We start from the raw sequence: 22299 nt of genomic DNA on the forward strand, positions 1-22299 counted from the left end.
TTGATTATGAATCATTTATTAAGTAGACATAAGGAAAGCCGAAAACTCACAACTTTAGTTGAAAATAGAACCACCTATAATGCAGAATATGCTGAGTTAAATATTTTTGAAACTCATAAGCATGCTGAACAAGTTTCATTAACTTTTGACTTTCCTGTTATTGCCAGTATGCTAACTGGTAAGAAAATAATGCATCTAGAAGGAATGGATCCTTTTGATTTTTTTCCGGGAGAATCTGTGGTTATGCCTAAAAACAAAGAAATGATTATTGATTTTCCTTTGGCAGATAAAAATAACCCTACTCAATGCTTAGCACTAGGTATCGATTCACATAAAATAGAAGAAATTGTTGAAAAGTTCAACCACAACGTAGCTATAGAACGTGAAAATAATAACTGGAATTTGAATGACACTTCATCACACTTAGTTCATAATACAGATATTAATCACTTAGTAGGGCGTTTAGTTCATACATTTACTGATCAAAACAAATCTAAAGACATTCTTCTTGATCTTATGATACAAGAACTGATTGTTAGGCTGTTACAAACCAAAGCTAAAGCATTCATTTTAAATAATCCTACAGATACGTTTTCTGATACTCGTATAGGTATGGTTATTAAATTTATAAAAAACAACCTTACTAATAAAGATATTACCGTTGAGCTTTTAGCTGAAAAGGCTTGTATGAGTACCTCTCATTTTCATAAAAAATTTAAAAACACCTTAGGTATTTCTCCTATAGACTATATCAATTCTGAAAAAATTAAATTTTCAAAAAAGCTTATCAAACAATCTAAAAACCTACGTATTTCTGAAATAGCCTACAAATCAGGGTTTAATAATATTAGCTATTTTAACAGACAGTTTAAAAAAATGGAGATGATTACTCCTCAGCAGTTTAAAAAGTCTTTTATAAAAGGATAAGTCTCTATTCTTTTTCAAAAAGCTTTTATCTTTACATTTGTTTACTATGGTAATCACGCTTTTTTTAGATGTTTTAAGTACTAATTGGTACATAATCTTACTTTTTTTTATTGTAGCTGTTCTATACTCTTCAGTTGGTTTTGGTGGAGGCTCAAGTTATTTAGCTGTTTTAGCGCTTACAGGATTACTTTTCACACAAATAAGAGCTACTGCTTTACTATGTAATGTGATGGTCGTTACCGGAAATGTTTTACTATACATACAACAAAAGCAATACAACTGGAAAAAGGTTATTCCGCTTACTTTATTTAGTATTCCTTTAGCTTTTTTAGGTGGATACCTACGAATAAGTCAAACGTTTTTCTTTATTCTCTTAGGCTTTACATTACTTTTTGCTGCTATTACCATGTGGATTTCTAACAAAGTAGTTACCAATAGCAACAACACCAATGACTTAAACCTTGCAAAAAATGCTGGTTATGGTGGGGTTATTGGTTTTATCTCTGGAATGGTCGGTATTGGTGGTGGTATTTTCTTAGCTCCGCTACTTCATTTAACCAATTGGGATACTCCTAAAAAAATAGCAGCTACAGCAAGTTTTTTCATTTTAGTAAACTCTATATCCGGATTGATAGGTCAGTATACGAACCCTGAGTTTTCTATCGACTGGAAACTTACTTCTATTTTATTAATCACCGTTTTTATTGGAGGTCAAATTGGTAGCAGAATGAGTAACCAATTTTTTACCCCTACACAACTAAAAAAGGCAACCGCTATTTTGATTGCCTTTGTAAGTATTCGTATTTTAATTAAATATTTGTTTTAATTTGGTTGTTTAACACCTTTCATTTCTCTTCCTCCCTGATATAGTGTTAATGAATGAGTGTTTCCTTTATCATCTTGATGGAATTCTATACTAGCTTGTACAACCTTTAAAAAGAATTTTGTTTGAGCTTCAGCAAATAACTGAAACTGTGGTTGTCCTGTAGCTTGTGCAAATAACTTACTTTCCTTAGACGTTATAGTAATAACAAAACCTGGTTGCAACTCATATTTACCCTCATATCTTTTTAAAACTTCTGGAGCTACTGAAATTTCCTTCTTCTCTTTCGGAGCTTCTTTATCAGTAAACACACCTATTTCTTTATTAATTCTATTTTGAAAAACAGCTGTTTTCTTTCCTTGTTTTTCTGAAAACTTGTAGGTATAAAAACCATCTTCAAAAGAAAAATTATTTGGTGATGTTGGATACATCTTAAAGCTACTTGAACTACCTTCTCTTTGACTATATAATTGATTTCCTTTTAACGTAATAAAACGAACCGCTCCGTCTTCAAACTTATAAGCTCCGACCCATTTATTTAATTCTTCTTTTGGTATAGAAAAACTACTTTCAGCTACAGTAAAAGGTTTATCAATAGCCAACCCTGCTATTTTTATAGCTAAGTCTGTTGGAGATTTACACCCACAATTAGAAAATACAATTACATACACATCTTCACTCGGTACATATACTCCCATAGATTTATACCCTGGTATTGCCCCACCATGTTCAATAGTTTGTAATCCATTTATTTCATTTAGGTGCCACCCATATCCATAATTAATTTTCCTACCATTGTTTAATGTGTAATTGGTAAAAGCTTTATTAATTGTTTCTTTTTTCACCAATACATTGCTACTAATTGCAGTTTGCCATTTTAACATATCATCTACATTTGACATAATTGACCCTGCTGCATATGGTAATGACATACTTATATATTGAGCATTTGAATATTCCCCATTTCTCATTCGATACCCTTTAGCTCGGTTTTTAATCAGTTTTGTACGACTTCCGTAATAAGAAGAATTCATATTTAATTTCTTGAAAATTCGCTCTTCAACAAATTTGGGGTAGCTCATTCCACTTACCTTTTCAATAATGTACCCTAAAATAAAATATCCTGAATTGTTGTATAAATATTTTTCTCCTGGTTCAAAATCCATCGGTTCATTTTTAAAAAAATCGATAAATTTTAAAGGCTCAATATCTTTAGTTGTTACTTCTCCGAATTTTTGCATTGAAGTGTAGCTTTTAATCCCTGATGTATGAGTTAATAAGTGGTGTATGGTAATTTGTTTTCCTTTAGTAGGATAATCAGGTATATATTTTGTGATGTCATCTTCTAAACTCAATTTTCCTTCTTCTAACAACATTAATATTGAAACTGCTGTAAACTGTTTGGTAATTGAACCAACCTCAAAAACATTTTCTGGTTTCATATTTACATCTAATTCTAGATTCGCCTTTCCATAGGCTTTTCTGTAAAGAACATTTCCTTTTTTAGCAACCAAAGCAACAACTCCACTTTCATTATCTTTAAATTGAGCTTTTAAAACTTTATCAATTTTTGACTCTAAACTTTGAGCAGAAACTATACTTGTTAATAAAAAACATAAAGAGAAGAGCTGTAGTTTTTTAATTTGGATTCGGTTTTTCATTTGTTTTTTTTCATGATTATTACATTTAGGACGACAAAAAAGCAAAAAGGTTACATAGCTTTACCTAAAACCAAAAAAGCAACGTGTACACGTTGCTTTTATATCCCCTAAAAAAATAGATGATTCTTTCTTAGCCTAACCAAGCATTCATCATCCATATCGTTTTCTCTTGTTCTGCAATAAAATCGCTCATCATTGAGTTTGTTCCTTCGTCTTCTGCTTCATCAGACAAATCAAGAATTGTACGTTCTATTTTTAATAATTCAGACAATGAACTAATAATTAATTTAACTGCTTCGACATCGTTTGAAATGTTTTTTCCTACAGGAACTTTAGATACACTTGTATAATCATCAAAAGTATGTAAAGGAGTTCCTTGTAACGTTAAAATTCGCTCTGCGATTAAATCTACTTTTTCTTGCGCATCTGTATAAAACTCTTCAAATTTCATGTGCAACTCAAAAAAGTTTTTCCCTTTAATATTCCAGTGTAAACCTCTTGCGTTTTGATAATATACTTGAAAGTTAGCTAACAAAGTATTTAACTCATTTACTAATGTTGTCGTTTTTTGCTTGTCTAACCCTAGAATTGTAGTTGTCATAGTATGTTGATTTTAAGTTTTTTACTTTTTCTACTGCAAATTTAGCGCAACTTTTCACACTTAAACTATAAAGGTTATTGATTGTTTTAATATCTTTATCGAAAATTATTATACAAATGACTATAACGCAATTAAAATATACACTTGCTGTTGCTGAATATAAAAACTTTACGATTGCTGCAGAACATTGTTTTGTAACACAACCAACTCTTAGTATGCAAATTCAAAAGTTAGAAGAAGAATTAGATGCTAAAATTTTTAATCGTTCAAAAAAACCTATAGAGCTAACAGAAGTAGGAAAACGTATTGTAGAACAAGCTAAAGTTATTGTTGATGAAAGTAACCGTATTATAGATATTGTTCACCAACAAAAAGGATATATTGGAGGAGAGTTTAGAGTAGGAATTATTCCTACCATTATGCCTACTTTACTTCCTATGTTCTTAAAAACTTTTAGTAAAAACTATCCTAAAGTAAAATTAATCATTGAAGAGTTGACTACTGAAGAAATAGTTAGAAAGTTAATGGATGGATATATCGATGCTGCCATTGCTGCCACTCCATTAGAAAATGAAGCTATTAAAGAACGTGTTTTATATTATGAACCTTTTGTTGGTTTAGTTCCTAGTGAGCATCGCTTATACAAGCAAAAGAAACTAAAGGTAGACGACTTAGAAGTCGACGATATATTATTACTTGAAGACGGGCATTGTTTTAAAGACAGCGTAATTAACCTTTGTAGAACAAATAAAAGAAGTGCTACACATCATTTTCAACTAGAGAGCGGAAGCTTTGATACACTTATCAAGTTATCTAAAGATGGATTAGGAATGACCTTACTTCCTTATTTAAACACCTTAGATTTAAATGATAGAGACAAAGCTCATTTAAGAGAATTTGAAACTCCACCTCCTGCACGTGAAGTAAGTTTAATTTATCATAAATCACAATTAAAAATGCAACTGATTGAAGCTTTAAAAAACACTATTGATAGTGTTATTAGGGGTGCTATCGCTTTTAGTGATGTAGAAATTATAAGTCCACTTCAAAAAAGCTAGTTGTACAAAAAACGATTTATATCAAAATAAAAATCCCGCAATTGCGGGATTTTTATTTAAAAACTATATTCTGATAATGGCTTTGGAAAATCTTCTGGATTTGCTGCTAAATGATAACGAGGATCATCTACCGCCTCTTCAATAACATCTGAAAAAATCGGGCTTGCTTTATACAGCAACACCTTACAATCTTCACTTAAATGCTTTAACGTTACCTTTTTTCCTGCCTTTTGATATTTTTCAACTAGTATAAAAATAGCTTCAATAGCTGAGTGATCTGAGATGCGAGACTCAACAAAATCAATCTCTATATTCTTTGGATCATTCTTTATATCAAACTTTTCATTAAAAGCAGTGATACTTCCGAAGAATAAAGGTCCCCAAATTTCGTAAATCTTGGTTCCATCTTCTTTAAATCGTTTTCTCGCTCTAATTTTCTTGGCATTTTCCCATGCAAAAACTAATGCTGAAATAATAACTCCAACAAATACAGCAATTGCTAAATCAAAAATTACAGTCACCGCAGATACTATGATTAATACAATTGCATCCGATTTTGGAATCTTATTCATAATTCTAAAACTTGACCACGCAAACGTATCGATCACCATCATAAACATTACTCCTACTAAAGCAGCAATAGGTACTTGTTCGATATATTTATCTGCAAAAAGGATAAAAATTAACAAAGTAACCGCCATCATAACTCCTGATAAGCGTCCTCTACCACCTGCATTAATGTTAATTACTGTTTGTCCAATCATACCACAACCACCAGTTCCTCCAAACATTCCGCTTAACATGTTTCCTGCTCCTTGTGCTATACATTCTTTATTACCATCTCCTCTCGAATCTGTTAATTCATCTACTAAATTCATCGTCATCAAAGTTTCAATCAACCCAACTGAAGCTGCTAAAAAGGCATACGGCACAATAAATTTCAGCGTATCTAAATTGAATGGTAAATGACTCCAAAGCTCTGCTAAATTCATTTTCTTAGAAATTTCGTCAAAACCATTTAAACCAGCTCCACCACCATCTCTAATAAAATCTCCAACATTGATAGACTCTAATCCTCCAATAATAGACACAAATGTTACAATTAAAATAGCCGTTAATGCCGCTGGTACTTTCGTTGTTACTTTAGGAAGCAACCATATAATTAACATCGTTAACAACACTAGTCCAACCATAGTATACAACTTTGTTCCTTGTAAAGTAGATTTTACAACCCCACTATCTTTTACTGAATAGAATCCATCTTGTTCTATGTTATAAACAACTTTCTGAGTTTTCGCATCAAAAACCTGTGTATCTGACTTTACAAAGACTTCTTGGTTTGTTTGATTGTTGATAATTGAGTTTCCTTTGATTGAAAACAAAGCCGCATTTGATACTAAATCTTGCACTTCATTGTCTGCTACTTTATATACCAATTCTTTCGATTCAGTATTACGCATATTTTGTCCGAAAATATCTTTCTTATTTTCTTTGAACATTCCTAATTGCGCTATAAAAATAACTATTGCTAAACCGTTTACAAATCCCATCATTACAGGGTGTGGAATTAATCTAACTAACTTTCCTAGCTTAAATACTCCTGCTAAAACCTGAATGATTCCCATTAAAACTACAGCAGCTAATAAATAGAAATATCCCATATTTTCAACAGGTGTATCAAATAATAACCCTTTTGCATGTCCTTCTTGTATCATCGTAACAAAAATTACAGCTACAGCTCCTGCTGCTCCAGAAATCAATCCTGGTCTACCTCCAAAAATTGCAGAAATGATTCCTATAACAAAAGCACCAAACAACGCTACAATAGGACTTATTTGAGCTACGAAAGCAAAAGCTACTACTTCTGGTATCATGGCTAACGATACTGTTATACCTGCTAACGAATCATCTTTTATGTTAATCTTCTTACTTTTAATGTATTTCATCATAATTTCTAAGAGTCTTTTGTAAAAGTGCGCAAATGTAAAGATAATTTTATAGACCAAGTTTTACGTTTCTTGTCTTAATTATTAATTATTCTTCTAAGATCACATGGAACACCTTAATTAATTCCTTATTTTATGATTGAAATTTATTGGATGTTTCATTAAGTTTAATTTTGTCAGCGTAATTTTTTACCGTAATTTTGAACGTTGAACTATCAAACCAATTTGGTAGCAACAAATGAGCAGAAAAACACTACTTACTTCGAAAGAAATTGAAATCATTCTGCATCGATTAGCGTGTCAGTTAATCGAGAATCACAACGATTTTTCTAATACCGTTTTAATAGGATTACAGCCTAGAGGTACTTATTTAGCTAATCGATTAGCTAAATTACTAAGAAAGGAATACAATATAAAAGACTTACAATTAGGTCTTTTAGATATTACTTTTTATCGTGATGATTTTCGCAGAAGACAAGAACCATTAGAAGCCACTTCAACTCAAATAGACTTTTTAATTGAAGACAAAAAAGTGGTAATTATTGACGATGTTTTATACTCAGGAAGAAGCGTACGAAGTGCTTTAACGGCATTACAATCGTACGGAAGACCTGACAACATCGAGTTATTGGTATTAATTGATCGCCGTTTTAGTCGTCATTTACCAATTCAACCTAATTATCGTGGAAGACAAGTAGATGCCATCAACGAAGAAAAAGTAGTTGTTTGTTGGCAAGAAACTCATAAAGAAGATACTATTTACCTTGAACCCAAGCCCTCAAAGCTTGATTAGTTATGATTAAAAAAACAAACTAAGATGAAGCAGTTAAGCGTTGAACATTTATTAGGAATTAAATACCTTAACAAAAATGACCTTGAGCTTATTTTTGAAACCGCTGCTCATTTTAAAGAAGTCATTAACAGACCTATAAAAAAAGTTCCTTCATTACGCGATATTACTATTGCCAACTTATTTTTTGAAAATAGTACACGTACAAAACTTTCTTTTGAATTAGCTGAAAAACGTCTATCTGCAGATGTTATTAATTTCTCTGCTGGTCAATCATCTGTAAAGAAAGGAGAAACACTAATTGATACCGTTAATAACATTTTATCAATGAAAGTTGATATTGTTGTGATGCGTCATTCAAATGTTGGTGCTGGAATTTTCTTATCAAAACACGTAGATGCTAAAATTATCAATGCTGGTGATGGTACTCATGAACATCCAACACAAGCATTGTTAGATAGTTTTTCAATGCGTGAAGCTTTAAATAGCGATTTAAAAGGGAAAAAGATTTTAATTGTTGGTGATGTATTACACTCACGTGTAGCTTTATCAAATATTTTTGCGCTACAATTACAAGGTGCTAAGGTAAAAGTTTGTGGGCCTACCACTTTAATTCCTCGTTATATTTCTAGCTTAGGAGTTGAAGTAGAAACCAACCTTAAAAAGGCATTAGAATGGTGTGATGTAGCAAATGTTTTACGTGTACAACACGAACGTATGGATATTAAATATTTCCCATCAACAAGAGAGTACACACAACTTTTTGGTATCAACAAAGAAATTTTAGACAACCTTGATAAAAAGATTGTTATCATGCACCCTGGGCCAATAAACCGTGGTGTAGAACTAACAAGTGATGTTGCCGACAGTAGTCAATCTATTATTCTAAATCAAGTAGAAAACGGAGTTGCTGTACGTATGGCAGTAATTTATTTGTTAGCACAACAAATAAAAAGGTAACCATGAATACAGAACACAAAACAGATTATACATTAATAACCTCTGACGAAAATTCCTTTTCAGATTTCTTTGAAAGTTTTGAAAAAGAATATGTTACTCTTACAGGAAAAAACCTGATTCTTGTAATTTCAGAGCAATTTAATGCCTCTAACAAAAATATTTTGCTATTTTTGGAATACGCTCATAAACATCAAGACAATGGCATGTCTTTTGTAGTTGTATCTAAAGATGTAGATATTGATGAGTTTCCTGAAACTTTTAACATCGTTCCTACTTTAATTGAAGCAAAAGATGTTATTGAGATGGAAAATATTCAACGTGATTTAGGTTTTTAACCTTATTTTTTAGTAATTATTCATTCCCCCTAAATGATAATCTATGGTAAAAAAAATACTATTTTTAACTTTCTTCTTGGCAATTTCAGTTGGTTTTTCTCAAGAAAAATCAATAGAGAAGTTGGTTGCATCCCCAAACCCTTTTACGAACAGTACTACTATTTATTTTAACGCTAAAAATGATCAAACAGTTATTTTAACTGTTAGAAATGTGTTAGGTAAAACAGTTTATAATAAAGAATTAAAAGTTGTTAAAGGACGTAATTCTTTTCCTTTTCAACGTAACGATTTAAAATCTGGAATGTACATTTACGCAATACAAAGCAATAAAGAAATTATTTCAAAACGCTTTGTAATAAAATAAATGAATGAGTTTACATTTGACTATTTTAGGTTGTCATTCTGCAACCCCTAGAGTTAATGCCTACCCTACTGCCCAATATTTAGAAATTAACAATCAACATTTTTTAATTGATTGTGGTGAGGGTACTCAACGACAAATGCGTAAATACAAGGTTGGTTTTTCTAAAATCAACCATATTTTCATTTCTCATTTACATGGCGATCATTTCTTTGGTTTAGTCGGTTTAATCTCAACTTTCGGTATTTTAAACCGTGAAAGAGAGTTGCATATTTACGGTCCTAAAGGAATAAAAGAGGTTACAATACTTCAATTAAAAGTTTCAAAATCGTGGACTAAGTATCCTATTATCTTTCATGAATTAGATTCTAAAGAAAGTGAACTTATTTTTGAAGACGACAAGGTTTCTGTGAGAACCATTCCGTTAGATCATAGAATATATACAAACGGCTTTTTGTTCACGGAAAAACCTAAGCCTAGAAAGTTACATATTGAAAATATTCAGCAATATGAAGAGATAGAAACTTGTGATTTTCATAATATAAAAGCTGGTAAAGATTTTGTTCTTTCTACAGGAGAAATAGTTCCCAACGAAGAACTCACCATTGATCCGCCTAAACCATTAAGCTACGCTTTTTGTAGTGATACAGCTTACAAACCAGATATTACTCCTATTATTAAAGATGTTGATTTACTCTATCATGAAGCTACCTTTTTAAAAGATAGAGAAGATTTGTGTGAGAAAACAAAACATTCTACAGCCGAACAAGCTGCTTCTATCGCTAATCAAGCAAATGCAAAAAAATTAATTATTGGACATTATTCTAGCAGGTATAATAATTTAGAAGATTTTAAAGCTGAAGCTCAAACTATTTTTAAAAATGTAGAACTAGCGGAAGCAGGAAAGTTATATAGCACAGACGATTTTCCTATCGAAATTTTGAATTAATATTGCTTTGTTGATAAAAGCACTAAAGTACAGGCTATTTCAACTTCAATCCCGCTATTTTTTAAAATTTTAATAAACTCAACATTTTCAGTCCCTGGATTAAAAATAACTCTTTGTGGTTGTAAACTAACTATATAATCATAATACTCTTTCTGACGTTCAGGATTCAGGTAGAGAGTTACCGTATCAAGATCAGAAAAAAGTTTCTTCTCTACTTCAACAACAACATTACCTACTCTGCCTTCCCTAGCACCTAACGCCAAGGTTTCTATACCACTACTTATCAATCTTTTAATAGCAATATTGGAATATCTCGTAGGATTTAAAGAAGCTCCAAGAACTAAAGTCCGTTTTTTCATCTTATGTTAATATTACGTTAAACAACGTTAACTAAAGTAACAAAAATACTCTATGGGCAGTCTATTAAGCATCAAAACAATCTAAATCTAAAAAACAACCAAATGAAAAACATATTCATAATACTCTTAACTGTATTAAGCACAAGCGTGTTTGCCCAAATGCCTAAGAGTAATCTTCCTAAACCGGGAATCATCTCTGGTAAAGTAGTTGATCAAACAACTAAACAACCATTACCATATGTTAATATTATAATCAAAGATGCTGCTAAAAAAATTGTGACTGGTGGTATTACCGACGATGCTGGATTATTTTCAATAAAAAACATACCTGAAGGAAATAGTTTTGTTGAAGTTCAATTTATTGGATATAAAACTTTCTCAAAACCTGTTTCAGTTAGTAATAAATCAAATAAAATAGACTTAGGTGTCATTTCTCTTGAAGAAGACAGCACTACTTTAGATGAAGTAGAAGTTAGAGCTGAAACTTCTTCTGTAACTCAAAAAGTAGACAGAAAAGTAATTAATGTTGGTAAGGATTTAACCTCAGCAGGAGCTACTGCTTCTGAGTTATTAAACAACGTACAATCGGTAAGTGTGGATAGCCAATCAGGAAATATTAGCCTACGTGGTAATGAAAACGTACGTGTACTTGTAGACGGAAAACCTACAAACATACCTGCTTCTGAATTATTAAAACAAATTCCTTCTTCATCTATCAAAAGCGTTGAGTTAATCACGAACCCTTCAGCTAAATACAATCCTGAAGGAATGAGTGGTATTATTAATATCATTCTTAATAAAAATGCCAACATGGGATTTAATGGTTCTATAAACACAGGGGTTGAAGCTGGTCATTTCGTACGTTACAATGCTTCTACTAACATGAATTATAAAACAGGAAAAGTAAACTTCTTTGGTAACTACGGATATAATGGTGGTGAACGCTACAACTTTGGGTATGTTAATAGACCTGGAACAAACTATCAAGATTTTGTTTTTACAAACGATAATGAATCTCACTTGTTTAAAATTGGAGCTGATATTTATTTAGATGATAAAAACACTTTATCATTATACACAACTCAAAATTGGTTTACTAGTGATGCAAGTGGACGTGCTATAATTACAGATAATAATGGTGATTTAATTGAGCATTCACCTAACACTCAAAACAATGAAAATCACAATCAAGCTTACAATGTAAATTATAAACATGAATTTGCTAAAGAAGGTCATAACATAGAATTTGAAGCTAACTATTCTAAAAACAATGCACCAAACTATTTAAATAACTATTTCTTAGAAGGTACTCAACCTGACTACTTCAATGATATTAATAATGATAGAAAAAGTATATTAGTAAATTTAGATTATACAAACCCTATCTCTAAAAACGGTAAACTTGAACTAGGATTAGAGTATCGAGTAAACAGTACAGATAATATTAACCTTACAAACCAACAAATCGTATTAGAAGATATTAATGGTAATAAAACATATAGAGACGTAGGAGACTCTTATTTTACTTACGACAGAGATATCTATTCTGCTTATGTAAACTATGGTCACCAATTTGGTAAACTATCTATGCAATTAGGAGCTCGTTTTGAGCAATATAAAATTGAAGGAAACTTTACAGGACTGGACGTAAATGGTGATGTAAAAAATGATAAAGTTACTGATGATATTTTCAGCGTATATCCTTCTGCTTTTTTCACTTATAATCCTAATGAAGCAGATCAATTTCAGTTAAGCTATAGCAAAAGAGTAGACAGACCTGGAATACAACAAGTTAACCCTATTAGAGAATGGAGTACTCCTTTAATCACTTCAGTTGGTAACCCTGATCTTGTACCTCAATTTACAAACTCGGTTGAATTTAACTATACAAGAAAGATAAAAGGCGGATCGATAACATTAGGTAGTTTTTATAGAAATATTACCGATGTAATCAATAGAGCTACTTACATGGATTCTTTAGATGAAACAAATACTAAACAGATATTAACTTTTGCCAATTTTGATGACACAGATGCTTATGGTTTAGAATTCTCTGTAAACTATAAAATTGCAAAATGGTGGAGAGCTAATGCTAGTATGGATTATTATTCTCAAAAACAATTTGGAAGTACCGATTTTAGTGATCCTAACGCTCCTACTCTTGAAGTTAAAACAGACATTTTTAATGCACGTATAAGCAATAGTTTTACAGTATCTAAAAAATTACGTTTACAGTTATTTGCAATGTACAGAGGTCCAAGAGAAGACATTCAATGGGATGTAGACCCTATGAAAATGGTTAACATAGGTGCCAACTACACTATTCTTAAAGGAAAAGGAAATATCAACCTTAGAGTTAATGACATTTTTAATGATATGAGATTTAAATTTAACTCTGAAAGACCTTTTGTTCAAAACGGACGTTTCAAATGGGAAAGTAGAACTGCGTATATCGGATTTAACTACAATTTTGGTGGAGGAAAAAACAAAGCTCGTGCTAGAAAACAACGCGATAATAACGAAAACCAAGGAGGCGGAGGTTTCCTATAAAATTAAGTTTTAATTAATTATTAGAAAAAACGAAGTATTTTACTTCGTTTTTTTTATTTTTAGCTCAATTTCATTCCCTTCAACATATGAAAAAATTGCTAATACTAATCTCATTCCTAAACACTTATTTGTGTCTAGCTCAAAACTCACAGCTTACAGGAACCACTTTAGACAAAAAAAACAATCAACCAATACCTTTCGTTACTATTACTTGTAAAAATACTTCTGACGAAATACTAACAGGTGCAATTTCTGATGAAAAAGGTAATTTTAAAATTGAAAAACTTCCTAAAGAAAATTTACTTTTAACTTTTCAATTTATTGGTTACAAAACTTTTGAAAAGAAAATCGACTTAAAAAAGAATAGTAAAATAGGAACAGTCTTTCTTGAAGAAAATACTACTCAATTAGATGAAGTTGAAATACAAGGAGAAACTTCAACTATTATTCAAAAAATTGATAGAAAAATTATTCATGTCGGTAACAACTTAACAGCAACTGGAGCTACCTCCTTAGAAATGCTTGAAAATATTCCTTCTGTAGATGTTAATCAACTCTCTGGGACTGTAAGTTTAAGAGGAAATGAAAATGTTAGAGTTTTAGTAAATGGAAAACCTTCCAACGTAAATACAGCTCAGTTATTAAAACAAATACCTTCTAATTCAGTAAAAAGTGTTGAAATAATTACAAATCCTTCAGCAAAATATACTCCTGAAGGTATGAGTGGTATTATCAATTTAATTCTAAAAAAGAACACTAAAATTGGTTTTAACGGTAATTTGGTTGTAGGTGTTAAACATAGTAGAAACACCAAACCCGACATAATCTTAAACACCAATTACAAGACAGGAATTACTAATTTTTATCTAAACTACAATACTAGTTGGGGTGATTATGAAACTTTTAATGATTTAGAAAGGACTGACATTAACTTAACTCAAGACATTGACTTCTTAAATAACTCAAATAATCATAATATTAAATTTGGTGTAGATATAGACATTACTTCTCAAAGTATATTATCGGTATATACATCTCAAAATTTTGACAACAATAGTTTAACAACTAATACACTGGTTACCGAAAACAATTCTTTGACTTTTGACAATAGAAGTTTTTCTAATTACAATCAAAAAAACGAAACCTATAATGCTGATTATGTTTACAATTTTGATGATAAAGGACAGAATTTAGAAATTGAATTTAATCACTCTTTAACCAAAAACCCTGAAAAAACAACTAACGAAGAGTTTATAAATACCAATTCAAAAGAATATAATTATACAAATGACATTAAAGACACACGTAAACTTTGGTTACTGAACATTGATTATGTAAAACCTATAAAGTCAGGAAAACTAGAATTAGGATTTGAATTTAGAAAGCAAGATTTTTACAATCTAATACTTACCGATAGAGAAAAGATAAACGATTCTGCTTCTCTTGAACCTGTAGGAAATACAACGTTAAATTATGATAGAGATATTTATTCAGGGTATATAAATTTTAACAAGGAGTTCAAAAAATTTTCAATTCAGACAGGCTTAAGACTAGAACATTTTTACCTAGATGCTCTTTTTTCGAATACTGAACAAGGAAACACTACTTTAAAAGATAATATTTTTAGTTGGTATCCTTCAGCATCAATTCTATACAGCTTTACTGAAAAAGATAAGTTACAACTTGCCTATAGTAGGAGAGTTGACAGACCTTCTGCATATCAAGTAACGCCAATTCAAGAATGGTTTTCTCCACTAACTATATCAAGAGGAAACCTTAATTTACAGCCGCAATTTACAAACTCTCTAGAACTTAATTATACAAAAACAATCGCTAAAGGCTATATATCATTCGGAACATTTTATCGAAGAACAAATGATAAAATTGGTCGACTATTGCAGCAAGATGAACAAAATCCTGACAAAGTCATTACTTCGTTTACCAATTACGATTATGCAGATAGTTATGGTATTGAACTTTCTTCTAGTTTTAAACCAAAAAAATGGTGGACACTCAATTCTTCTTTTGAAACGTACATTCAAGACTCTCAAGGTGTTTTAAATGGTAACTTTGAAACGGTAAAAAACACCTTAGTAAAAGGACGTATAAGCAACTCTATAAAAGCATCTAAAAAATTAAGCTTTCAATTATCAGCAATTTTTAGAGGTAAAAGTGAAAATATACAATATGCTGTACAACCTTATACAATGATTAATGCAGGAGCTAGATTAAAGGTATTTGATGGTAAAGGGAGTATTACTTTAAGGGGTACTGACATTTTTAATAATGTAAACTTTGACTATACGTCTAATACTCCTTTTATCCAAAAAGGAAAATATACACTGGAGTATAACTCTATCTATCTAGGCTTCTCCTATAATTTTGGAAGTGGTAAAAATAAGAGTAAAAGTAGAAAATACAGAGACGACAATGAGTCTCAAGGAGGTATGTTTTAATAAAAAAGCCGAAGTTAACACTTCGGCTTTTTTATTTTATATATAAAGTAAAATTACCAACGAATCACTACTGATCCCCAAGTAAATCCACTACCAAAGGCAGCTAATACTACCAAATCTCCATCATTTATTTTTCCTTCTTCCCAAGCTTCAGTAAGTGCTATAATAACAGAAGCTGCGGTAGTATTACCATACTTCATAATATTGTTATACACCTTGTCATCAGACAACTGGAACTTTTTTTGAATAAACTGTGCAATACGCAAATTCGCTTGATGTGGAATTAACATATCAATATCCTCTTTTTGCAATCCGTTTGCTTGTAAACCTTCAACGATTGCTTCTGAAAAACGAACAACCGCATGTTTAAATACAAATTGACCGTTCATATATGGATAATACGAAGTATCATCCGGATCATTTGCTTCCATAATTTCAGGAACCCAACGTCCTGTTGAAGGACCTTCTAACATTAATTCTTTCGCATATTTTCCTTCAGAATGTAAGTGAGAAGATAAAATTCCTTTTCCTTCTTCTTCTGAACGTGATAAAACGGCAGCCCCTGCTCCATCTCCAAAAATTACAGTAACCCCACGACCACGCGTAGAACGCTCTAAACCACCTGAGTGATTTTCAGAACCAATTACTAAAACATTTTTATACATTCCTGTTTTAATAAACTGATCAGCTACAGAAAGCGAATAAATAAATCCAGAACATTGATTACGAACATCTAATGCTCCAACAGTTGGCATATCTAACAAATCTTGAATTTGCACACCACCTCCTGGAAAATATAATTCAGGACTCAACGTAGCAAAAATGATAAAATCAATATCATCTTTAGTCAATCCAGCACGCTCAATGGCAATTCTAGCGGCTTTTGCTCCCATTACCGATGTAGAATCATCAGAAGTTTTTGAGTCGATCCAACGACGCTCTTTAATACCAGTTCTTTCTTGTATCCATTCATCACTCGTCTCCATAAACTGAGTCAAGTCATCGTTAGTCACTACGTTCTCAGGAACATAATAACCTAATCCTGTAATTTTTGAATTATACATATTTTTTAAAGTTGATTATTTTGTTGTTGTCAATTGCAGCCCGTAAAAATAGTAATTAATTAATACCTTTACAAAAAGACATAAAACTACAAATATTAACTAATTATTTATGAACAGAAAAGATTTCCTCTCATTATCAACCAAAGCTGCTATGTTTTTTGGTTTATCAACTGCTATTTCGTGTAAAGAAGAAACAAACGAAAAAACCATTCCTCTATTAAATAAAACCGCAAAAGGAAGTGCTTTTGGTTTAGCTGCTCCTAAAATAGACAAAGTCAATGTTGGAATTATTGGCTGTGGAAACCGAGGACAAGTATTAGTGCAAATGTTTGATTGGTTGGTAAAAAATAATAACGCTGAAATTGTAGCTGTTTCTGATTTACGCAAAGAAAAAACAGACAAGCTAAACGAACATCTTCAAAAAACACATGGTAAAACAGCTGACGCTTATTATGGAAATCCTGAAGAATGGAAAAAGGTTGTTGAACGTGATGATATCGATTTATTAATAATTGCTACTCCTTGGGAATGGCATACACCAATGGCTTTATATGGAATGGAACAAGGCAAGCATGTAGCCTGCGAGGTTCCTGTAGCTTATACCTTAGAAGATTGTTGGAAGTTGATAGAAACCGCAGAACGTACCCAAAAACATTGTATGATGTTAGAAAACTGTTGTTTTAATAATGAAGAACTTTGGGTACTGAATATGGTCAACCAAGGTGTATTTGGTGATTTAACGCATGCTGAAGGCGCTTATATTCATGATTTACGTAAGCATTTATTAGATGAAAAATACTACGAAGACCAATGGAGAATAAAACACCACTTAAATAAAGATGGTAACTTTTATACTACACATGGATTAGGGCCAATAAGCCAGTATATGGATATTGGACGTGGTGATACCTACGACCATGTGGTATCTATGAGTTCTCGTGAAAAAAGTTTAAGCGACGCTGCCAAACATGCAGGAATAAATAAGTTTTCTAATATTAAATGTGGTGATATGAATACCACAATGATAAAAACTAAATTAGGCAAAACTATTATGCTGCAGTTTGATGTACATACAGGTAGACCTTACGATCGTTTAAATACTGTAGTAGGTACAAAAGCTGTACATGAAGGATACCCTTCTAAATTGTATATTAATGATGAAGAATTAGCTTGGTGGGGGCATGAATGGTTAAAGCCAGAAGAATACAAAGAATACAGAGAAAAATACAACCATCCACTTTGGGACAAACTAAAAACTCAAATTTCAGACAACTCTGTAGGTCACGGAGGAATGGACTTTGTGATGATTTACCGCTTAATTAAATGTTTAAATCAAGGATTACCATTAGATATTAATGTCTATGATAGTGTTTTATGGAGTGCTATTACACCTCTTTCTGAGTTATCTGTAGCACAGAACAGTAGCTCTATTAAAGTTCCAGATTTTACAGGTGGAACCTGGAAAAACAACAACAAATCAGAAATGTTAAGAGATATTTAATCTATAATCAAAAAACACTAACTTGTAACGAGTTAGTGTTTTTTTTTAATATTTATTTTTATCTGTTTTATAGAAAATTCACTTTAATCTTCTTCCACAACCCCAGTAGAATATATACTGTTACGAATGCAATTCCTGTTAACACCATAGCAATTGTATAATTTCCGTAAATCCAATTTCCAGTTGCAAACAAACTACTAAAGACTAAAATACAACCCGTAAAAGCAGCTAATAAACCATTACCTAAATTAACCGTTTCTTTCTGCTCATCTATTTCAATATTTTTCTCTTTTGCTTTTGCTAACACGTACATCCATCCAGCTTTTTTAGGTTGAATTCTCTTATAAAAATTAATCAGTACTTCATCATCTTCCGGTTTCGTTAACATAGTAACCGACACCCAAACAATAGTAGTACACAACACCACTAATGGAAATTGCCAATAGCTTTCAAACACTCCTTCTGTTCCAAATAAATATTCAGCATTAAAATAAAATATCAGTGAAAAAATCCCTGATGCTATCATTGCCGAAATCTCACTCCACGCATTGATACGCCACCAAAACCAACGCAATAAAAATATAAGTCCAGTACCTGCACCAAACATTAATATAAATTTAAAAATCTCTAACGCATTGGTAAATAGTAAAGCTAGTATTGCACTAAAAATCATTAAAACTACGGTTGCTAATTTCCCTACATTTACCAATGTTTTTTCACTAGCATCCAGATTTACATTTTGCTTGTAAAAATCATTTACTATATAAGAAGCTCCCCAATTTAAATGAGTAGAAATTGTACTCATGTATGCTGCTACTAACGATGTAAGCACAACACCTGCTAATCCACTAGGTAAGAATGTTAACATAGCTGGATATGCTAAATCATGCCCCAATTTGTCATCTGATACATTCGGAAAAGCTTCTTTTATACTCGCTAAATCAGGAAATACCACCAATGAAGCTAATGCTACAATAATCCACGGCCATGGACGCAAAGCATAATGTAAAATATTAAAGAAAAAAGTTGCTCCAATAGCGTGGTTTTCATCTTTAGAAGCTAGCATTCTTTGGGCTATATACCCTCCTCCACCTGGTTCTGCTCCAGGATACCAAGCACTCCACCATTGTACTGCTAAGGGAATAATAAAAATTGAAATCAATAATTCTTTGTTATTAAAATCTGGTAGTATTGATAATTTATCTACTACATTAGGATGCGTTAACAAATTTTCTAAACCATCTACTTCAGGATGGTTTACTGCTACAAATGCAGCTCCAATAGCTCCAATCATAGCAACAAAAAACAATAAAAAATCGGTGTACACCACCCCTTTAAATCCACCTATAGCACTAAAAATCACTGTAACTACCGAAGCAATTCCTATTGTTTGAATTGGAGTTAAACCTAACATTACCTCCCCTATTTTTATAGCGGCTAAGGTTACACCAGCCATTGCTAAAACATTAAAAAATATTCCAAGATATAGTGCACGAAATCCTCTTAAAAATTTAGCTGGTTTTCCTCCATATCTAAGTTCATAAAACTCTAAATCTGTCGTTGATTGACTCTTTCTCCATAATTTCGCATAAATAAAAACGGTTAACATTCCTGTTAGCAAAAAAGCCCACCAAACCCAGTTTCCAGAAACACCATTGGTTCTAACAATATCTGTTACCAAATTAGGAGTATCTGTCGAAAAAGTTGTGGCAACCATTGAAACTCCTAACAACCACCATGGCATATTTCTACCCGATAAAAAATACTCAGAAGTACTTTGCTTTGATTTTTTTGAAACCCAAATCCCTATTCCTAATGTAATACTGAAAAAAATAAAGATAAAAGTATAATCAATCGTAGTTAAGTTCATGAAATAAAATTTAATGTCGACCAAAATAATCAATCATATTAAATTATATTGGGCTTTTTAAATAAATATTATGACTTTAGTTATTCTTGCTGCTGGTATGGGAACTAGATATGGCGGATTAAAGCAATTGGACACTATTAGTAATAAAAATGAAGCTATTATAGATTTTTCTATATATGATGCTGTGAAATGTGGCTTTAAAAAAGTAGTTTTTGTAGTTCGGCAAGATTTTTTAGAAACCATAAAAGCCTTGTATTTACCTAAACTTCAAAACAAAATTAAGGTAGAGTTTGTTTGTCAAGAAGTAACCAATATTCCGGAAGAATTTAAAAATAATAACAGAGTAAAACCTTGGGGAACAGCTCACGCTCTTTTAACCGCTAAAGATGTAGTTAAGGAGAACTTCTGTGTAATCAACGCAGACGACTTTTATGGAGCTAATGCTTTTTTAAAAATGGCTGAGTTTTTAAAAAAAACTGATCCTTCTTCTAGTGAATATGCCATGGTCGGATTTAAAATTCAAAATACACTTTCTGAAAACGGAAGCGTTTCAAGAGGAGAATGTTATCTCGACTCAGATAATTATTTAAAAAGAGTTATTGAACGTACCAATATTAGTTTAGTCAACAACCATATCGTTTATTCTGAAAACAATCAAGAAAAGGAAATTCAAAAAAACAGTTTAGTTTCAATGAATTTTTGGGGATTTACTTCAACTATTTTTCAAGAAATGGATACACTGTTTTATCAATTTTTGAAGAAAAACTATCAAACGGAAAAAGAAGAATTTTTCCTACCTAGTGTAGTAAATCATTTACTAGAAATTCAAAAAGCAACCGTAAAAGTTTTAGAGACTAACTCAAGCTGGTTAGGAGTTACCTATAAGGAAGATAAATCGGCGGTGATTTCTAAAATAACTGAATTAAAAAAAGACGGTATATATCCTGAAAGTTTATGGAGTTAGAAAAAAAATTAACCGCTATTTTTCAGCAATTTCAAACAAAACATACCTTTAAACGTTTTGAAACGTTCAATTCTGGGCATATTAACGATACTTTCTTAATTATTACTCAAAAAGGAGTAAATTATGTACTGCAAAGAATAAACACAAATGTTTTTAAGAAAGCTACCGATGTTATTCGTAACAAAATAAAAATCACCCAACATTTATCAAAAAAAGGGATACAGACAATTCATTTTATTCCTTCCAAAGAAAATAGCTATTATCTGATAGATGATGATAACCATCTTTGGAACTTGTCTGAGTTTATTGAAAACTCTCAAACCTATTTAAAAGTCGAATCCAACGATATCGCGTATCAAGCTGGCTTAATTACTGCTGAGTTTTTAGCACAGACATCAGATTACGAAAACGATTTGGTAGAAACATTACCCAACTTTCATTCGATGTCTTTCCGTTTTCAAGAATTTCAAGCGGCTCTAGTTTCAGCTTCAAAAACAAGAAAAGAACAAGCCAAAAAATGGATTGATTTCGCGTTAGCCTACAAAAAAGAAATGATGGTACTTGACCGTGCTATCAATCAAAAAGAAATTCCGTTACGAGTAACTCATAATGATACTAAAATTTCAAATATTTTATTCGACACCAACGATAAAGCTATTTGTATGATTGATTTAGACACTGTAATGAAAGGATGTATACATTTTGATTATGGTGATGCTTTACGCACTATCTGCAACACTGCTGAGGAAGATGAAGCTACTCTTTCTAAGATAAAATTTAATACCGATTATTTCAAAAGTTATACGGAAGGTTTTCTAAAAAATTTAGCTAGCAATATTTCTAAACAAGAAGTAAACTACCTTCCAATAAGTATTCAAATTATGACATTTATTATGGGGCTACGTTTTTTAACTGATTACTTAAATAATGATGTTTATTATAAAACTAAACATCCTGAACATAATTTAGATAGAGCTATTAACCAATTTACCTTGGTAGAAAAAATTAGAGAACAAAAAGCTTTTATTGAAACCTTTATAAAAACCATTTATAACAAACCTTAAGTTTATTTTAACATCCACAAATTTTCATCTATAAATCAAGGACTTATATTTGAAGTTAAA

The 22299-nt window shown here is 31.5% G+C and carries 19 protein-coding genes; 13 read left to right on the top strand and 6 right to left on the bottom strand.

The annotated features are described in order from the left end of the window. Nucleotides 1-6: 6 nt before the first annotated feature. Together ACKTSU_RS09050 and ACKTSU_RS09055 are read left to right on the top strand one after the other, a co-directional pair. Complete coding sequence (locus tag ACKTSU_RS09050; RefSeq protein WP_408036060.1) at nt 7-927, top strand: AraC family transcriptional regulator; 921 nt, start codon at nt 7-9, stop codon at nt 925-927. Between the two features lie 46 nt (nt 928-973). After that, nucleotides 974-1753, top strand: a complete 780-nt coding sequence (locus ACKTSU_RS09055) for a sulfite exporter TauE/SafE family protein (protein ID WP_408036061.1) — start codon at nt 974-976, stop codon at nt 1751-1753. On the opposite strand, the gene ACKTSU_RS09060 is transcribed toward ACKTSU_RS09055, so the two are convergent. Next, nucleotides 1750-3411 carry a serine hydrolase gene (locus ACKTSU_RS09060; protein WP_408036062.1) on the bottom strand — a complete coding sequence of 554 codons (1662 nt, stop codon included), beginning with the start codon at nt 3409-3411 and terminating at the stop codon, nt 1750-1752. The genes ACKTSU_RS09055 and ACKTSU_RS09060 overlap by 4 nt on opposite strands. A 130-nt stretch (nt 3412-3541) precedes the next feature. Beyond that, entirely contained in the window at nt 3542-4012 is a 471-nt protein-coding gene (locus tag ACKTSU_RS09065; RefSeq protein WP_028890999.1) for a Dps family protein, read from the bottom strand. Nucleotides 4013-4128: 116 nt separating this feature from the next. On the opposite strand from ACKTSU_RS09065, the gene ACKTSU_RS09070 reads away from it, so the two are divergent. Beyond that, nucleotides 4129-5070, top strand: coding sequence for a hydrogen peroxide-inducible genes activator (locus tag ACKTSU_RS09070; RefSeq protein WP_408036063.1), 942 nt, complete (start codon nt 4129-4131; stop codon nt 5068-5070). A gap of 56 nt (nt 5071-5126) precedes the next feature. On the opposite strand, the gene ACKTSU_RS09075 is transcribed toward ACKTSU_RS09070, so the two are convergent. Beyond that, the gene (locus tag ACKTSU_RS09075) at nt 5127-7019 is read right to left on the bottom strand and encodes a SulP family inorganic anion transporter (RefSeq protein ID WP_408036064.1); all 1893 of its coding nucleotides are present in this window, start codon (nt 7017-7019) and stop codon (nt 5127-5129) included. Between the two features lie 235 nt (nt 7020-7254). Between ACKTSU_RS09075 and pyrR the strand changes: the two genes are divergently transcribed. Genes pyrR through ACKTSU_RS09100 form a run of 5 tightly spaced genes read left to right on the top strand, consistent with a single transcriptional unit; the run spans nt 7255 to nt 10411 of the window. Further along, the gene (gene pyrR / locus ACKTSU_RS09080; RefSeq protein WP_408036065.1) at nt 7255-7809 is read left to right on the top strand and encodes a bifunctional pyr operon transcriptional regulator/uracil phosphoribosyltransferase PyrR; all 555 of its coding nucleotides are present in this window, start codon (nt 7255-7257) and stop codon (nt 7807-7809) included. A gap of 24 nt (nt 7810-7833) precedes the next feature. Further along, complete coding sequence (locus ACKTSU_RS09085) at nt 7834-8766, top strand: aspartate carbamoyltransferase catalytic subunit (protein WP_299002021.1); 933 nt, start codon at nt 7834-7836, stop codon at nt 8764-8766. A 2-nt stretch (nt 8767-8768) separates the two neighbouring features. Next, nucleotides 8769-9101, top strand: a complete 333-nt coding sequence (locus tag ACKTSU_RS09090; RefSeq protein WP_408036066.1) for a hypothetical protein — start codon at nt 8769-8771, stop codon at nt 9099-9101. 43 nt (nt 9102-9144) lie between these two features. Further along, nucleotides 9145-9465 (top strand): T9SS type A sorting domain-containing protein, encoded by a 321-nt coding sequence (locus ACKTSU_RS09095; RefSeq protein WP_408036067.1) that lies wholly within the window; start codon nt 9145-9147, stop codon nt 9463-9465. A 4-nt stretch (nt 9466-9469) separates the two neighbouring features. Then, nucleotides 9470-10411 (top strand): ribonuclease Z, encoded by a 942-nt coding sequence (locus ACKTSU_RS09100; protein ID WP_408036068.1) that lies wholly within the window; start codon nt 9470-9472, stop codon nt 10409-10411. Here ACKTSU_RS09100 and ACKTSU_RS09105 read toward each other — a convergent pair. Next, complete coding sequence (locus tag ACKTSU_RS09105) at nt 10408-10770, bottom strand: CoA-binding protein (RefSeq protein WP_408036069.1); 363 nt, start codon at nt 10768-10770, stop codon at nt 10408-10410. The two genes, ACKTSU_RS09100 and ACKTSU_RS09105, sit on opposite strands and share 4 nt — an antisense overlap. A 102-nt stretch (nt 10771-10872) precedes the next feature. Here ACKTSU_RS09105 and ACKTSU_RS09110 point away from each other — a divergent pair, with 102 nt between their 5' ends. Next, nucleotides 10873-13320 (top strand): TonB-dependent receptor domain-containing protein, encoded by a 2448-nt coding sequence (locus tag ACKTSU_RS09110; protein WP_408036070.1) that lies wholly within the window; start codon nt 10873-10875, stop codon nt 13318-13320. An 86-nt stretch (nt 13321-13406) separates the two neighbouring features. Continuing rightward, nucleotides 13407-15776, top strand: coding sequence for a TonB-dependent receptor domain-containing protein (locus ACKTSU_RS09115; protein WP_408036071.1), 2370 nt, complete (start codon nt 13407-13409; stop codon nt 15774-15776). 53 nt (nt 15777-15829) lie between these two features. On the opposite strand, the gene ACKTSU_RS09120 is transcribed toward ACKTSU_RS09115, so the two are convergent. Beyond that, entirely contained in the window at nt 15830-16840 is a 1011-nt protein-coding gene (locus ACKTSU_RS09120) for a 3-oxoacyl-ACP synthase III family protein (RefSeq protein ID WP_408036072.1), read from the bottom strand. Between the two features lie 109 nt (nt 16841-16949). On the opposite strand from ACKTSU_RS09120, the gene ACKTSU_RS09125 reads away from it, so the two are divergent. Further along, the gene (locus ACKTSU_RS09125; RefSeq protein WP_408036073.1) at nt 16950-18341 is read left to right on the top strand and encodes a Gfo/Idh/MocA family protein; all 1392 of its coding nucleotides are present in this window, start codon (nt 16950-16952) and stop codon (nt 18339-18341) included. Between the two features lie 67 nt (nt 18342-18408). Here ACKTSU_RS09125 and ACKTSU_RS09130 read toward each other — a convergent pair whose 3' ends face one another. Then, nucleotides 18409-20211: a sodium:solute symporter family protein gene (locus ACKTSU_RS09130; protein ID WP_408036074.1), complete on the bottom strand. Its 1803-nt coding sequence runs from the start codon at nt 20209-20211 to the stop codon at nt 18409-18411. A 70-nt stretch (nt 20212-20281) separates the two neighbouring features. Here ACKTSU_RS09130 and ACKTSU_RS09135 point away from each other — a divergent pair, with 70 nt between their 5' ends. Together ACKTSU_RS09135 and ACKTSU_RS09140 are read left to right on the top strand one after the other, a co-directional pair. Then, entirely contained in the window at nt 20282-21175 is an 894-nt protein-coding gene (locus ACKTSU_RS09135) for a nucleotidyltransferase family protein (protein ID WP_408036076.1), read from the top strand. Further along, nucleotides 21166-22239, top strand: a complete 1074-nt coding sequence (locus ACKTSU_RS09140) for a phosphotransferase enzyme family protein (protein ID WP_408036077.1) — start codon at nt 21166-21168, stop codon at nt 22237-22239. The genes ACKTSU_RS09135 and ACKTSU_RS09140 overlap by 10 nt, the downstream gene beginning before the upstream one ends. Nucleotides 22240-22299 lie beyond the last annotated feature (60 nt).

The organism is Tenacibaculum aestuarii (assembly GCF_964510395.1).
Taxonomy (GTDB): Bacteria; Bacteroidota; Bacteroidia; order Flavobacteriales; family Flavobacteriaceae; genus Polaribacter; species Polaribacter aestuarii.